The 13,947-nt window shown below is 40.4% G+C and carries 14 protein-coding genes; 3 read left to right on the top strand and 11 right to left on the bottom strand.

The annotated features are described in order from the left end of the window. Positions 1-241: 241 nt before the first annotated feature. Positions 242-553: an ankyrin repeat domain-containing protein gene (locus AC07M3_RS17270; protein WP_307013046.1), complete on the top strand. Its 312-nt coding sequence runs from the start codon at positions 242-244 to the stop codon at positions 551-553. Positions 554-599: 46 nt separating this feature from the next. On the opposite strand, the gene AC07M3_RS17265 is transcribed toward AC07M3_RS17270, so the two are convergent. From AC07M3_RS17265 to ribF, 5 genes are all read right to left on the bottom strand, one after another. Then, on the bottom strand, positions 600-1,142 hold the full coding sequence (locus tag AC07M3_RS17265) for an NADPH-dependent FMN reductase (RefSeq protein ID WP_307013048.1): 543 nt from the start codon (positions 1,140-1,142) through the stop codon (positions 600-602). Positions 1,143-1,278: 136 nt separating this feature from the next. Beyond that, positions 1,279-1,761, bottom strand: a complete 483-nt coding sequence (locus tag AC07M3_RS17260; protein ID WP_005037703.1) for an FKBP-type peptidyl-prolyl cis-trans isomerase — start codon at positions 1,759-1,761, stop codon at positions 1,279-1,281. 1 nt (position 1,762) lies between these two features. After that, entirely contained in the window at positions 1,763-2,293 is a 531-nt protein-coding gene (gene lspA / locus AC07M3_RS17255; protein ID WP_307013050.1) for a signal peptidase II, read from the bottom strand. Continuing rightward, a complete protein-coding gene (ileS, locus tag AC07M3_RS17250; protein WP_494567816.1) occupies positions 2,286-5,123 on the bottom strand; it encodes an isoleucine--tRNA ligase in 2,838 nt (945 codons plus the stop codon). The genes lspA and ileS overlap by 8 nt, the downstream gene beginning before the upstream one ends. A gap of 61 nt (positions 5,124-5,184) precedes the next feature. Then, positions 5,185-6,186: a bifunctional riboflavin kinase/FAD synthetase gene (gene ribF, locus AC07M3_RS17245; protein WP_375037443.1), complete on the bottom strand. Its 1,002-nt coding sequence runs from the start codon at positions 6,184-6,186 to the stop codon at positions 5,185-5,187. A gap of 208 nt (positions 6,187-6,394) precedes the next feature. On the opposite strand from ribF, the gene AC07M3_RS17240 reads away from it, so the two are divergent. Both AC07M3_RS17240 and AC07M3_RS17235 read left to right on the top strand, forming a co-directional pair. Next, positions 6,395-7,528, top strand: a complete 1,134-nt coding sequence (locus AC07M3_RS17240) for a TDT family transporter (RefSeq protein ID WP_375037442.1) — start codon at positions 6,395-6,397, stop codon at positions 7,526-7,528. A gap of 81 nt (positions 7,529-7,609) precedes the next feature. Further along, a complete protein-coding gene (locus tag AC07M3_RS17235; protein WP_375037441.1) occupies positions 7,610-8,176 on the top strand; it encodes a 5'-methylthioadenosine/S-adenosylhomocysteine nucleosidase family protein in 567 nt (188 codons plus the stop codon). A gap of 36 nt (positions 8,177-8,212) precedes the next feature. Here the strand turns inward: AC07M3_RS17235 and AC07M3_RS17230 are convergent, their stop codons facing one another. From AC07M3_RS17230 to AC07M3_RS17205, 6 genes are all read right to left on the bottom strand, one after another. After that, positions 8,213-8,833, bottom strand: coding sequence for a TetR family transcriptional regulator C-terminal domain-containing protein (locus AC07M3_RS17230; protein WP_003655809.1), 621 nt, complete (start codon positions 8,831-8,833; stop codon positions 8,213-8,215). Between the two features lie 259 nt (positions 8,834-9,092). Beyond that, positions 9,093-9,893 (bottom strand): ABC transporter ATP-binding protein, encoded by an 801-nt coding sequence (locus tag AC07M3_RS17225; protein WP_003655806.1) that lies wholly within the window; start codon positions 9,891-9,893, stop codon positions 9,093-9,095. 13 nt (positions 9,894-9,906) lie between these two features. Further along, positions 9,907-10,704, bottom strand: coding sequence for an aliphatic sulfonate ABC transporter permease SsuC (gene ssuC, locus AC07M3_RS17220; protein ID WP_003655804.1), 798 nt, complete (start codon positions 10,702-10,704; stop codon positions 9,907-9,909). After that, entirely contained in the window at positions 10,701-11,876 is a 1,176-nt protein-coding gene (gene ssuD / locus AC07M3_RS17215) for an FMNH2-dependent alkanesulfonate monooxygenase (protein WP_019457892.1), read from the bottom strand. Before ssuD ends, ssuC begins: the two co-directional genes overlap by 4 nt. A gap of 26 nt (positions 11,877-11,902) precedes the next feature. Then, positions 11,903-12,886 carry a sulfonate ABC transporter substrate-binding protein gene (locus AC07M3_RS17210; RefSeq protein ID WP_056484185.1) on the bottom strand — a complete coding sequence of 328 codons (984 nt, stop codon included), beginning with the start codon at positions 12,884-12,886 and terminating at the stop codon, positions 11,903-11,905. Between the two features lie 72 nt (positions 12,887-12,958). Beyond that, positions 12,959-13,927: a sulfonate ABC transporter substrate-binding protein gene (locus AC07M3_RS17205; protein ID WP_494567817.1), complete on the bottom strand. Its 969-nt coding sequence runs from the start codon at positions 13,925-13,927 to the stop codon at positions 12,959-12,961. Positions 13,928-13,947 lie beyond the last annotated feature (20 nt).

The raw sequence follows: 13,947 nt of genomic DNA, 5'->3' as shown, positions 1-13,947 counted from the left end.
AAACCTCTTAGCGCTGATGGTAGTGTGGGGTTTCCCATGTGAGAGTAAGTCATCGCCAGCTCATTATTCAAACACCCTCAACTTAACAGTTGAGGGTGTTTTTTTATGTGCGTAATAAAATACGAAAATAATGAATTTAGAAAAATACGGCAATAAAAATACTGATTCAAAATCAGATTTGTATACTAGCTGTGTTCTATGAATATAATAACGATGAAGTTTCTTATTTTTAGGTGTTTACGTGAAAATTAATTCCTTCTCTTCAATACCTGAAGACGATGAAGAACTCTCTCTCCCCGAATTGGTCTATTGGGCTTCTTTAGGCGATCTAGATGAAGTAGAGCAATTACTTTTAGAAGGACAAGATCCTAATCAGAAAGATGATGAAGGCTATAGTGCTCTACAAGCAGCTGCCGAGAATGATCATCTAGAGGTGGTTAAACTATTAGTCGAAAAGGGAGCTTATGTCGATTATAAGAGTGAATACACAGCACTACAGCTTGCAGAAATGGCTAGTAATATAGATATAGTGAATTACTTAAAGAGTTTATGAAACTGTAAATAAAGGCCTCTTTTATTTAATTAGAGGCCTTTTGGTTTTAAGCTAAATGATATTTCTGTAGTTTCTCAACAATTGATTGAAGTCCTTTTACTTCAAATTCATTTGCTTCGAATTTTTCATCTTTATTACGTTTAAATATATCTCGTATCTCTATCACAGCATTCGGGTCAACAATACTTAAACTTGAGGTGACTTGACGTATTTGGCTAATAGAGCGAGAGCCATTAGTTGAACCATATCCAATAAATGCAGCAGGTTTATCGCTCCATTCTTTACCAACATAGTCGAGAGCATTTTTTAAGGCTGGACTGTAACCATGGTTATATTCTGGGCTAATAAAAATAAAAGCATCTGCTTGAGCAATTTTGTTTGCCCATTCTTGTTGTTTAGGTTGATCATAAATTCCGGTGGCGGGTGGGTGAGAGCCTGAAAAAAGAGGTAAATCCCATTCTTTTAAATCTACGACTTCAGTTTGGAAATCGTTTAGACCCAATGTTGGAATTGTGGTTTCTAGCCAATTGGCAACTTTAATTGCTGTACGTCCTTCACGAATACTTCCTACGATAATATAGACCAGCATGTATGTTTCCTAAGAATTTTTATCTTTATAAGTTAATTCATTATATAGGTAGGAGAGAATATAGAATTTGTAAGGATTCTTATGTCATCAATAAAAAATTGAATAATAAAAAGCCCTCATTGAGAGGGCTTTTTATTTATATGAGCTTAATGCCCTGTTGGCCTTCGGGTGTTACCTTGAATATTTCTACTTCAAAGGTAATATTTTTGCCAGCTAACGGGTGATTAAAATCAATTTCTGTAATGTCATCATTTACCGACTTCACTACGCCGAATAAAGTTGTTTTTGCCTTATCTTCAAACTCAATCATATGGCCAGGAATAGGGCGTTGTTCAAACTTAACCGTATCGAAAGTTTGAATGTTTTCTGGATTCCATGGTCCAAATGCATCTTCAGGTGGAAGATGCACCGTACGACGGTCACCTGCACGTAAACCAAATAAGGCTTTTTCAAAACCAGGTAAAAGGTTGCCGTCGCCAATAGTAAGAGTAACTGGTTCTTCACGGTTACGGGTATTATCGATTTCTACGCCATTTTCAATAGCTACTGAAAAATGTAGATCGACTTTAGAGCCGTCTGTAATACGAATTTCTTCGTTAGGTTGAATAATTTCGGTCATATTATGCATCCGAATTTTGGTTGCGTTGCTTCTCAAGGAAGAATGTATCGATGAGTAGCAAGATGGTACCTAGGGTAATGGCACTGTCCGCAATATTAAAAGCTGGAAAGTGATGATTTTGGTAATAAACATGAATGAAATCGACAACATAACCTAAAGCAATGCGGTCAATTAAATTGCCTAATGCTCCACCTAAAATTAAAGCGATAGCTACAGGTAGCACCACCATTTTTTTAGGCATACGAAGCAACCAAAATACAAAAAGAACTGAAACTAAGCCTGCTAAAGATGTGAAGAAATAGCGTTGCCATCCTCCTGCATCAGATAAAAAGCTAAAGGCTGCACCATAGTTATGTAATAGTGTCCAGTTTAAAAATGGAAGCACAGGTACTGGATCCGCGTAGTTCAGATGTGTACTTGCAATCCATTTTGTCCATTGATCCAACACAATGGCAAGGACAGAAAGTCCAAGCCAAATTAGATTGTGTGGATAAAACTGGAATAAGCCTTTTTTAGCTTGTGAATTAGGCATATTTTCTCACTTCGCCACGACCAGTGACGTTCACAATACAACGACCACATAAACCAGGATGATCGGCATGTGTATTTACATCTGGAAGGACATGCCAGCAACGTGCGCATTTTTCACCTTCAGCTGCAGATATTTGTACACGTAAGCCTTCCATTTCAGTTGCTTCACCTTGTTCAGCAAATGTATGTACTACTACTTCTGAAGTAATAAGAACAAAACGGAGTTCATCAGCCAGTTGGTTTAAAACTGTTTGTAATGATTCATTTGCCCAAAGTTCAACTTTGGCTGAAAGATTACTACCAACGAGTTTAGCGTTACGCGCTGCTTCAATCTGTTTATTTACTGCAGATTTTACGCTAATCAATGTTTGCCAATCTTCTTCAGAAAGCAAGTTTGCTTTTGATGAAACCGGTAGGTCATACCATTCTGAAGTAAATACATACTTTTCAGTTTGTTCTGGAATGAGTGGCCATGCTTCTTGAGCGGTAAAGCTTAAAATTGGGCTCATCCAACGGATAAATGCTTGGACAATATGGTAAAGCGCTGTTTGTGCAGAACGGCGTGCCTGTGAATCCGCTTTAGTGGTGTACTGACGATCTTTGATGATGTCTAGGTAGAAACCACCTAAGTCATTAATACAGAAGCTTGTTAACGCACTACACACCACATGGAAGTTCATTTCTTCATAGGCAGTGATAATCGTTTGTTGTACTTCATTCGCACGCTGCAAGATGTATTGGTCGAGAGCGATGAGGTCATCTACTGCCAAAGCATCTGTGCTTGGTTTGAAACCATTTAAGTTAGCAAGCAAGAAACGTAATGTATTACGAATACGACGGTAACTATCACTTACACGGCTAAAGATTTCTTTAGATGCCGCGATTTCATAGCGATAGTCGCTAGAAGCTACATATAAGCGTAAACCATCAGCACCAAGTTGTTTAATGATTTCTTCAAGCGGAATATAGTTGCCTAAAGATTTCGATAACTTACGACCATTTTCATCAACCGTAAAGCCATGTGTTAACAATGCTTTGTATGGTGCACGATTGTGAATAGCCATAGAAGTTAATAAAGAAGACTGGAACCAACCACGGTGTTGGTCTGAACCTTCTAAGTATAAATCAGCAGGACTTTCTAGATCTTCACGTTGTTCAAGTACAGCGTAATGCGTTGTGCCAGAATCGAACCATACATCGAGGGTATCGCGAATAGCGTTATATTGTTCAGCATCTTCACCAATGAAGTCTTTCGCGTCACGTTTGAACCATGCTTCGATACCTTCTTGTTCGATAAGTTTAGCAACTTCTTCGATTAATTCAGGTGTACGCGGGTGTAATTCGTTCGTATCTTTATGAACGAAGAATGGAATTGGCACACCCCAAGTACGTTGACGTGAGATACACCAATCTGGACGTCCTTCAATCATTGATTCGATACGGTTTTTACCCCAGTTCGGTACAAACTCGATATCGTTTTCAATTGCATTAATGGCGCCTTCGCGTAAACCTTTTTGATCCATGCTAATAAACCATTGCGGGGTTGCACGGAAAATAATAGGGGTTTTATGACGCCAGCAGTGCGGGTAACTGTGTTTGATTGGTTGATGTGCCCATAAACGGCCTACAGCACCCAAAGCTTCGATAATCTTTGGATTGGCTTTATAGATGTGCTCACCAGCATAGATTGGGGCAGTTGGTAAATAAACACCGTTACCACCGACTGGGTTATCTACTGTAAGGTTATATTGAAGACCTACTTTATAGTCGTCTGCACCATGGCCAGGAGCTGTATGTACTGCACCTGTACCGCTTGTTGCGATAACGTGTTCACCTAAAATCACCGGAACTTGACGATCGGTAAGTAAAGGATGTTGTAATGTAAGGTTTTCAAGTTTGCTACCAGTAAAGTCTGCTAAAACTACTGGATTTTCAAGTTTATAGCGTTCAATTGCTGAAGCAACAAGGTCTTTAGCAAGAATGAAGTTTTGCTTACCACGCTCAGTAGTCACTTGTACCAATTGATATTCAATTTCTGCGTGCAAAGCAACGGCTTGGTTCGCAGGTAATGTCCACGGTGTAGTGGTCCAGATCACGATATCTGTTGGATCTTGAACGTCTACATTTAAACGAGCACTTAAATCTTTTAGATCGACAACGCCAAAACCAACATCAATTGCATCAGATTTTTTATCTTCGTATTCAACTTCAGCTTCAGCAAGCGCAGAACCACAGTCCATACACCAGTTCACTGGCTTTAAGCCCGGCTGGATATGACCATTTTTTTGAATTAAACCTAAAGCACGAACGATATCGGCTTCTTGTTTATAGTTCATGGTGAGATAAGGATTATCCCAGTCGCCTAAAATACCTAGACGCTTAAAGTCATTACGCTGTAAATCAATTTGTTTTAGTGCGTATTCACGACAAAGTTTACGGAAAGTAGCCGCGTCAACTTTTTCGCCAACTTTACCTACTTTTTCTTCAACTTTTAGCTCGATTGGCAAACCATGACAGTCCCAGCCCGGTACATAAGGCGCATCGAAACCTGACAGAGTACGGCTTTTTACAATAACGTCTTTGAGTACTTTGTTGACCGCATGGCCTAAGTGAATTGTACCGTTCGCATATGGAGGGCCATCATGCAAAATATATTTTTTCTTGCCAATACGCGATGCACGAATCTGCTGATAAATGTTGTCGGTATACCACTCTTCTAACCATTTCACTTCACGTACTGCCAAATTTGCTTTCATTGCAAATTGAGTATCCGGCAGGTTTAGCGTGGCTTTGTAGTCCACTGCATTCTCAGGAGTTTGCTTATCGCTCATGCAAGTTTTCATCCAGTTTAATCAGCTTGGGAGCCGACATGTTTTACAATCAAAATTCGAATTAAAAAGGAAATTGTGTCGTGTCGTTACGATATTGTCGTAACTGATGCACGTCATTATCAATTCCTGCCTTAAGTGCTTCAAGCGAAGGGTAGTTCAATTCACCATGAAGATAGTGAAGAAAAGTCACCCGCATAAATAAGCCATACAGATTAGCAGAAACATCAGGGAAATGTACTTCTAATCTCCACTCTGGATGTTCTTGCTGAATGGCTGGACGTGTACCGACATGACCCGCGCCATATAGGCTGTTTTCATGATATCCGGCAATTCCTGATTTTTCAGGTGTGTCCTGAAGTACTTTTTGAGTTAATGACGTTGTTTCGCAAATGACTTCAACCCCATAAATGCCATTTAAACAAGGTTTATGGCGGTTGAGGCGAACGTTAATGGTTGGAAAATCGAGAGTTCGTCCAATTTGGTCGCCATATTGAACACGTCCAGTAATACTGTATGGACGGCCTAATAATTTAGCGGCTAAGGCAAGATTTCCTGCCTGAAGTACCTGACGAATACGAGTTGAACTTACACGCTCACCTTCGAGTTCAATGGTATGTAAGTTGGTGACCCCAAATCCGTAATCTTTTAAAAATTCGCTATTGCCTTGGCGGTCTTTGCCGAAATGGAAATCATCACCTAAAACCAAAGCCTGTGCGTTTAATTTGTCTTTTAATAAATCGGCAAATTCAGTAGCACTCATGCTACGGAAGTGCTGATCAAATTTAGCAACCGCAATGTAATCTATTCCAAGTTCGGCTAGGTATTCGACTTTTTCCCGTAATGAATTAATACGAGGAGGGGCATCGTAACCTTGAAAGAACTCAAGAGGTTGTGGCTCAAAAATCATGACCAATGTTTTTAAGCCTTGTGCTGCAGCAATTTTTTTGAGTTGAGCAATCATCGCTTGGTGACCTAAATGGACACCATCAAAATTACCAATAGTTACCGCTGTTGGTGGTAACTGAAAATTGGGCGATAACGCATTAAGACGAAGCAGTTTCATGAACTTAAAATATGGCTATTTTTGCAAGGGCTATATATTGCCATAATCTCACAGATTCGTCTTGTTGTTGTGTTTTTACTCAGTTATTTTTCAATATGAATATTCTTTATATTTAAAATACTGATGAATTAAATAAAAATAAATCAGTTTTTCTTATTAATTATTTGCTCTACTATATTTTCATCCACTCTTTGATTAGAGAATTAAGATGAAAAAACCCTTTTACCAATTAAATCAAAGCAAAGATGTTATACGACATTTTACCCCAAATTGGTTTACAGCGACTATGGGTACTGGTGTGGTAAGTATGATTTTAATTCAGCTTCCTTTTGCTCAATCATTTTTATTCATGCTAGCCACTTTGTTATGGCAATTTAATATTGTCCTATTTAGTGTTTTTTCAGGTCTCTATTTATTACGGTGGTTGCTTTTCCCTCATGAAGCGAAGCAAATATTTAAGCATCCTAATATGAGCTTGTTTTTAGGTGCTATTCCGATGGGGTTAGCTACCATACTAAATGGATTCTTAAGCTTTGGTGTTGGGCTTTATGGTGAAGTGTCAATCCATATTGCCCAAGCTTTATTGTACATCGATGTCTTTTTAGCTCTAGCAATTGCGTGGATTGTACCGTTTTGCATGTTTAGCCGTCAGAACCATCAACTACATACCATGACTGCAATCTGGCTTTTACCTGTAGTTGCATGTGAGGTGGCTGCAAGCTCTGCGGGCATGTTAGTAGCTCATTTACCAGCAGATCTGCATAGCTTTCATTTACTACTGGCTGGTTATGTGCTTTGGGGAATCTCTGTTTTACCGGCATTCGCTATTTTGACAATTTTAATGTTGCGTATGGCTTTGCATCAATTACCTGAAAAAGAAGTCGCGATTTCTAGCTGGCTCTCTTTAGGCCCAATTGGTACAGGTGCTTTAGGATTATTGTTGCTAGGGCAACAGGCACAAAGAGTGGCGCCAAATGTAGGATTTGACCAATTCGCGAATGTCTTTCCAGCTTTAGGAATCGTGGGCAGTCTGGTGCTTTTAGGTTTCGGGTTATGGTGGCTTGGTCTAGCAATCTTAACAACGCTTCGTCATGCCAAGACAGGTATTCCATTCAATTTAGGTTGGTGGGGGTTAACCTTTCCATTAGGTGTATTTATTCTGGCGCTATTTAATTTAGGACATCAGGTTGAAATTGTCTTTTTACAATACGTTGCTGTGGCATTGAGTATTTTGTTATTGGCGATGTGGGGCGTTGTAATGAAGAAAACGCTAGCAGGAGCATATAGTGGTCAATTGTTCTTCTCTCCATGCTTAATCGCCTTACAACAAAAAATGCAGTGATCATGAAAAGGTGCAAAAAGCTTTTGCACCTGATTTATACTTATTTTCTAATTTTATTTAATTTTGATTTGAGCTTTTTGAATGAACACTGATATTGCTTTAATTATGGCACTTCCTAATGAATCTAAAGGTTTATTTGAACAGGCAGGTGTTGAAGTCCATTACAGTGGTATTGGCAAGATTAATGCTGCCTTTAAAGCATTTGAGGTTATTCAAAAAACAGGGTGTAAAACTTTAATAAACCTAGGTACAGCTGGTAGTTCTGCATTTAATCGACATGATTTGGTCGAGGTGAAGACTTTTGTACAACGGGATATGGATGTTTCACCGTTAGGGTTTGAGATAGGTGTAACGCCTTTAGATACGCATTTACCCGCTGAAATTCACCTTCAACCACATTTTGCTAATTTGCCAAAGGGGATTTGTGGTACTGGCGATTCATTTGAAACAGGCCAGCCAAAGGTAGCTTGCGATGTGGTTGATATGGAAGGCTATGCTTTAGCCAAAGTCTGCCATAAGTTAGGAGTTCGCTTGATTTCGGTGAAGTATATTACTGATGGAGCAGATGACACTGCACATCTGGATTGGGAAGAAAATTTATTATTAGGCGCCCAAAAACTTTTAGCCCTTTATCAAAATCATTTCTAAAAAAAGATCGGCAAGTTTGCCGATCTTTTTTGGGTTTTAACGAGGCAATACGCCGTAGAGCATCAGGTGTACTGTGTGCTCAATTGAGCGTTGGAACATGCTTCGGTTACGAAGAGTTTTTCCAGTCACCATTTCCATTTGGGTTGCAAAATCTGCATAGTTTTGCGTAAGGCCCCAAATGTTTAAAATTAATAATTCTGGGTCGATATCTGGTGAAATCTTCCCTTCTTCTTGCCAAGTCTGAATGACTTTAGCTTTGCGCTTAAATAGTTTTTTTAATGGTCCTTTGAGAATAGGTAAAATATGCGGAGCGCCTTGAATTATTTCTAATGCAAACAATCTAGATGCTTTCGGTTGGCTACGAGACAGTTCGATTTTTTGTATTAAATAGTGAGATAAGGCTTCGGCTGGTTCTAATTCAGATTCTAAAGTTTGTAAGGGAGCCAACCATTTTTGTAAAACAGTTGTGAGCACTTCTACGTATAAAGACTCTTTATTTTCGTAGTAATAGAAAATATTCGACTTATGCATGTCGGCGAGTTGGGCAATTTCATCCAGACTTGCGCCAGTGAACCCATAGACCGAAAATACGTCAAGGGCGGCAGCAAGAAGCTGATTGCGCTTTTGGGTACTCTTTTTTTGTTCCATCTGCTGCATAATTAAAAAAATAATATTCCCATTGTAAGGGAAATTGTTTGATTTGTGCACAGGTGTCTTGCTTTTTTAATCAAAAAACGGCTAGTTATTTGCGTAATAGATATACTATTGTGCAAAAAATAAAGAATTTAACTAGTTTATTGTTATTCTTAAAAATATTTTTAAAATTTCGCCCTAAAAAAGAGCAATAAAACAGCAGCTTTATTGCTCGTAAATTGGGCATTTTTCGATTGAACGGTTCTTATTACTCATTGCAAACTTAAGTTGCCAGAACAGCATCGAGTACTTGTTGCTCAAGTTGGGCAAAACTAATGCTCTTTTTACGTGGGCGTGGCAAATTAACTTGGAAACTTTGAGCAATCTGACCTTTATCTAATAAGATAATACGGTCAGCTAATTGCACTGCTTCACTTACATCATGTGTTACTAAAATGGCAGTAAAACCTTGTTCTTTCCACAAGCGTTCGATGAGGCTTTGCATTTCAAGACGGGTGAGGGCATCTAATGCACCCAAAGGTTCATCTAACAACAAAATGCGTGGCGTATGCGATAGTGCGCGTGCTAAAGCTGTACGTTGTCGCTGGCCGCCAGAGAGCTGTGAGGGCCATTGTCCAGATTTTTCTTTTAAACCAACTTTTTCTAGTAACTCTTCAGCTAAAGCATGTTGCGATTTTGGTAGTCCAAGTTGAACATTTTGAAGAATATTTCTCCAAGGAAGTAAACGAGGATCTTGGAACATAACTCGAATATCATCATTGGTAATGCCTTCACGCAAATGGCGAGCAGACTTAAATTTAATTTCTCCAAAACTGGCTTTTTCAAGTTGGGCAATTAAACGTAGTAACGTGCTTTTACCACAACCACTTCGACCAACAATTGCTAAAAATTCACCAGGTTGGATGTGTAAGTCAAGATCTTCAAGAACCTTAACCTCACCATAAAATTTATACAGCTGCTCAATCAGAATCTCTGCGCCTAACGTAGGCTCTTGTGATTCTGTTGGCTCTTCAGGAATGAGCTGCACGTCATTCTGATTAATATTTAAATTCAGATTTGTCATGTTTTAAGCTCCCTTATTTCTGATATCCAGAGTGCCAACGTAGTAAATAGCGCTCTAAAATCTGTGCTAAGACATCTGCCAGTTTGCCTAGTAAGGCGTAAAGAAGAATACCGACCAGTACCACATCTGTTTGTAAAAACTCACGTGCATTCATGGTCATATAGCCAATACCAGCTTGAGCAGAAATGGTTTCAGCAACAATTAGCAATACCCAAACCAAACCTAAAGCAAAGCGTAAACCGACTAAAATAGAAGGCATCGCACCTGGAAGAATAATTTCTTTGTAAAGTTGCCAGCGAGAAAGTCCGTAGCTTTTACCCATTTCGATCAGTTGAGGGTCAACTGACCGAATACCGTGATAGGTATTGATATAAATTGGGAAAAAAACACCTACTGCGACTAAAAATAATTTTGCTGTTTCATCAATACCGAACCACAAGATGACGAGTGGAATAAGTGCCAATGCTGGGATGTTACGAATCATTTGCAAGGTTGTATCGAGTAGGGTAGAAGCAAATCGAGAAGACCCATTCAGTAAACCCAATAGCAAACCTAGACCGCCCCCAATTAAAAGCCCAAGCAAAGCGCGGCCTGCACTGACCTTAACGTGATGCCATAATTCTCCGCTAACGAGTAAGTGCCAAAAAGCGGAAATGACTGCCGTGGGTGCCGGCAAAATACGGCTTTCTAAAAGACCAGAACTTGATGCAATTTGCCAGACAATCAATAGGATGATCGGGAAAATCCAAGGCAGCAGATGCTGCCCGATTTGTTTTGTTCCACGTGAAACAATACTTTCATCTTTACTCATGCAGGCTCCTTGACGGAACTATTTTGCTTCTTCTCGTCGGGAACATAGTTGTTAGCAATAATTTCACCAAATGGGCCAGTTAGATTTGGCTGAGCAAGTTTGGCACGAGTTTCAATTGGTAAAAGAGGGAATACTAATTCTGCAAAACGGATTGACTCTTCAAGGTGCGGATAACCCGAGAAAATAAAGGTATCGATACCTAAGTCAGCATATTCCTGAATACGAGCAGCGACTGTTTCAGGGTCACCTACAAGTGCTGTACCCGCACCGCCACGGACTAAGCCAATACCTGCCCAGAGGTTTGGAGATACTTCAAGCTTGTCTCGGTTACCGCCGTGAAGAGCTGCCATACGTTGTTGACCGACAGAATCCATTTGTGCAAATTTTTTCTGTGCGGCAGCAATGGTCGCATCATCAAGATATTGGATAAGTTCGTTAGCTGCTGCCCATGCTTGTTCATTGGTTTCGCGAACAATGACATGCAAGCGAATGCCATAAGTTAATTTACGGCCTTTAGCCTCAGCTTTGGCACGAACATGTTCGATCTTTTGTTTGACTGCTGCTGGTGGTTCACCCCAAGTGAGGTATGTATCGACTTGCTCAGCGGCCAAGTCGACAGCGACGTCTGAAGAACCGCCAAACCAAAGTGGTGGATAAGGCTTTTGAACAGGTGGGTAAAGCAGTTTTGCATCATCCACTTGTAAACGCTCGCCGTGAAAGGTAAATGCTTCACCTGTATGTGAGCGTGTCAAAATTTCACGCCAAATTTTTACATATTCGTTGGCTGTTTGATAACGCGTTGAGTGATCTTCATATAATCCATCACCACGTAGTTCAGCCTCATCACCACCAGTGACTAAGTTGAGTAGCACACGACCATTCGACAAACGGTCGAATGTTGCAGCCATACGTGCTGCTAAAGCTGGTGTGGTTACACCCGGACGTAACGCGACTAAAAACTTAAGGTGTTGAGTTGCATCAATCAGGCTAGCCGCCGTAATCCAAGGATCTTCACATGAACGACCCGTTGGAATAAGTACACCTTCATAACCCAAATTATCTACTGCCACAGCAATTTGCTTCATATAGGCATGGTCAACCTGACGAGCGCCTTTACTTGTACCTAAATAGCGACTATCACCGTGGGTAGGAATAAACCAGAAAATTTTCATGTGCATTACCTATATGTCTATTGAAATTACTTGGCAATCCAAACAGCTTGTTTGATGCTGATTGGTTTTGGAATGATGCCTTGTTGGGTAAAAATGTCTGCGAGCTGCTGTTGCTCAGCAATAACTTTGCTGTTGAGTGGCGCTGCCGATGATGGACGTGGACGACGTTTAATGAATAAGTCACTGGTCGCAGGCTTAAGGCCTGTACTTTGGCCAATGGCACTTGCCGTTTCTGCTTGATGGCTTTGAACCCATTTGTCGGCTTGATTGATTTGTTTGATGAGTCCCGAAACCGCTTTAGGATGTTGTTTAACAAAATCTGGAGCGGCTAAGTAAAATGTATAGTTCGGACTTAAGCCTTTACCTGATGCAAGAACACGGGCTTGATCTTCTAATTGTGCTGAAGCGAAGTAAGGGTCCCAAATTGCCCATGCATCAACGGCACCTTTTTGGAATGCAGCACGAGCATCGGCAGGCGTAAGCCAAATTGGAGTAATGTCGCTCCAGTTTAGGCCTGCTTTACGTACGGCTTGTACAAGCAAGTAATGAGAGCTGGAACCTTTTTGCAGCGCAATACGTTTGCCTTTCAGGTCTTTAAGCTGTTTCAGTTGTGAGTTTTTAGGAACTAAAATTGCCGATGCCAGCGGTTTCGCTGCTTCATAGGCAATGTAATATAAAGGTTTACCAGCCGCTTGTGCGTAGACTGGCGGGGTATCTCCAGTGACTCCAACATCAAGTGAACCGACAGCTAAAGCTTCTAAAATTTGTGGGCCAGCAGGGAACTCATTCCAAGTAACTTTGGCATTTGGAAATTCTTGTTCAAATAATTTTTGCTGTTTGGCAATCGCAAAATTAATCGAGCTTTTTTGAAAACCAATACGAAGTTCTTTCACAGTTGGGTCGATTGCCCAAGCTGGCGCTGCAATTGTTAAACCTAGTACAGTGACTGCGCTAATACGTTTAGCTAACTGGACCCACTGACTTTTATTGAAAAATGACTGATGTTGCATATTGATATCCTTGTTCCCCTTGAGGCAAGGCACAGCATTTATATGATTATTTAAGCCGTGCCTAAGCTGGGTTTATTTCAGTTTTAAAATGGCGTCTTGAATGGTGAGTTTGTTTGGAATGAGCTTTTGCGCATAAAAGGCATCAGCTACTTGTTGTTGTTCTTGTGCCACCTTGTCTGATATTGGCTGAACTCCAAAACCCATACGTGAAATGGAAGTTTTGAGTACACCAAACTCAAGTGCTGTAGGTTTTTCGAGTAGCTTGGCAGCTTCATCTTGATGTGTGCTGACCCATTCAGTTGTCTGATTAAGTGTCTGTACAACTGTGTTGAGAACTTTCGGGTTGTTTTCTGCAAATTTACGGTCGGCTAAATAGAACTGATGATTGCTTACCAAATTTTCACCTGTTGCTAAAACTCGTGCCTGAATTTGATGTTCAGCCGCTGCAAAGAACGGGTCCCAAATCACCCATGCATCTACCGCACCTTTTTCAAATGCAGCACGTGCGTCTGATGGCGGTAAATAAACTGGTTGAATATCGCTTAAGCTTAAGTTGTTGGCTTCTAGAACTTTCAATAACAGGTAATGAACATTCGAGCCTTTATTAAGAGCAACACGTTTGCCTTTTAAATCTTGAATAGAGTGGATTGGAGAGTCTTTTTGTACCAATAGCGCTTCTGCTTTTGGCGCAGCGGGTTGGTTTGCGACATAGACTAAATTTGGATTAGCAGCTTGAGCAAAGATCGGGGGAGCTTCACCTGCTTCACCAAGTGAAACACTCCCTACATTTAAGCCTTCAAGCAATTGAGGGCCAGCAGGAAACTCAACCCATTTTACTTGTACACCTTGATCTTTTAGTACTTTTTCTAGGTCACCACGAGCTTTTAAAATAGGAAGAATGCCATATTTTTGATAGCCAATATTTAAAGTTGTGGTGGCCTGTTCCTCTTTTTTGGCACAACCACTTAACATCATCACTCCTGCTAGGCTGGCCGCGATGACTGAATATTTTGCCCATGAAGTGGTGTTGAAAAGTGCCATGAGGTTTCGTGCTCCCCGAA

The sequence above is a fragment of the Acinetobacter sp. GW821-FHT09D10 genome, from assembly GCF_059416285.1.
This window is presented reverse-complemented; position numbering and strand designations above follow the sequence as displayed.

Excerpts from the sequence above, each read along its gene's own strand:
- AC07M3_RS17225 (WP_003655806.1), bottom strand. The coding sequence starts at position 9,893 with ATGACAAATCTGAATTTAAATATTAATCAGAATGACGTGCAGCTCATT.
- AC07M3_RS17240 (WP_375037442.1), top strand. The coding sequence starts at position 6,395 with ATGAAAAAACCCTTTTACCAATTAAATCAAAGCAAAGATGTTATACGA.
- AC07M3_RS17260 (WP_005037703.1), bottom strand. The coding sequence starts at position 1,761 with ATGACCGAAATTATTCAACCTAACGAAGAAATTCGTATTACAGACGGC.
- AC07M3_RS17230 (WP_003655809.1), bottom strand. The coding sequence starts at position 8,833 with ATGCAGCAGATGGAACAAAAAAAGAGTACCCAAAAGCGCAATCAGCTT.
- ribF (WP_375037443.1), bottom strand. The coding sequence starts at position 6,186 with ATGAAACTGCTTCGTCTTAATGCGTTATCGCCCAATTTTCAGTTACCA.
- AC07M3_RS17210 (WP_056484185.1), bottom strand. The coding sequence starts at position 12,886 with ATGCAACATCAGTCATTTTTCAATAAAAGTCAGTGGGTCCAGTTAGCT.
- AC07M3_RS17235 (WP_375037441.1), top strand. The coding sequence starts at position 7,610 with ATGAACACTGATATTGCTTTAATTATGGCACTTCCTAATGAATCTAAA.
- AC07M3_RS17265 (WP_307013048.1), bottom strand. The coding sequence starts at position 1,142 with ATGCTGGTCTATATTATCGTAGGAAGTATTCGTGAAGGACGTACAGCA.
- lspA (WP_307013050.1), bottom strand. The coding sequence starts at position 2,293 with ATGCCTAATTCACAAGCTAAAAAAGGCTTATTCCAGTTTTATCCACAC.
- ssuC (WP_003655804.1), bottom strand. The coding sequence starts at position 10,704 with ATGAGTAAAGATGAAAGTATTGTTTCACGTGGAACAAAACAAATCGGG.
- ssuD (WP_019457892.1), bottom strand. The coding sequence starts at position 11,876 with ATGAAAATTTTCTGGTTTATTCCTACCCACGGTGATAGTCGCTATTTA.
- ileS (WP_494567816.1), bottom strand. The coding sequence starts at position 5,123 with ATGAGCGATAAGCAAACTCCTGAGAATGCAGTGGACTACAAAGCCACG.
- AC07M3_RS17205 (WP_494567817.1), bottom strand. The coding sequence starts at position 13,927 with ATGGCACTTTTCAACACCACTTCATGGGCAAAATATTCAGTCATCGCG.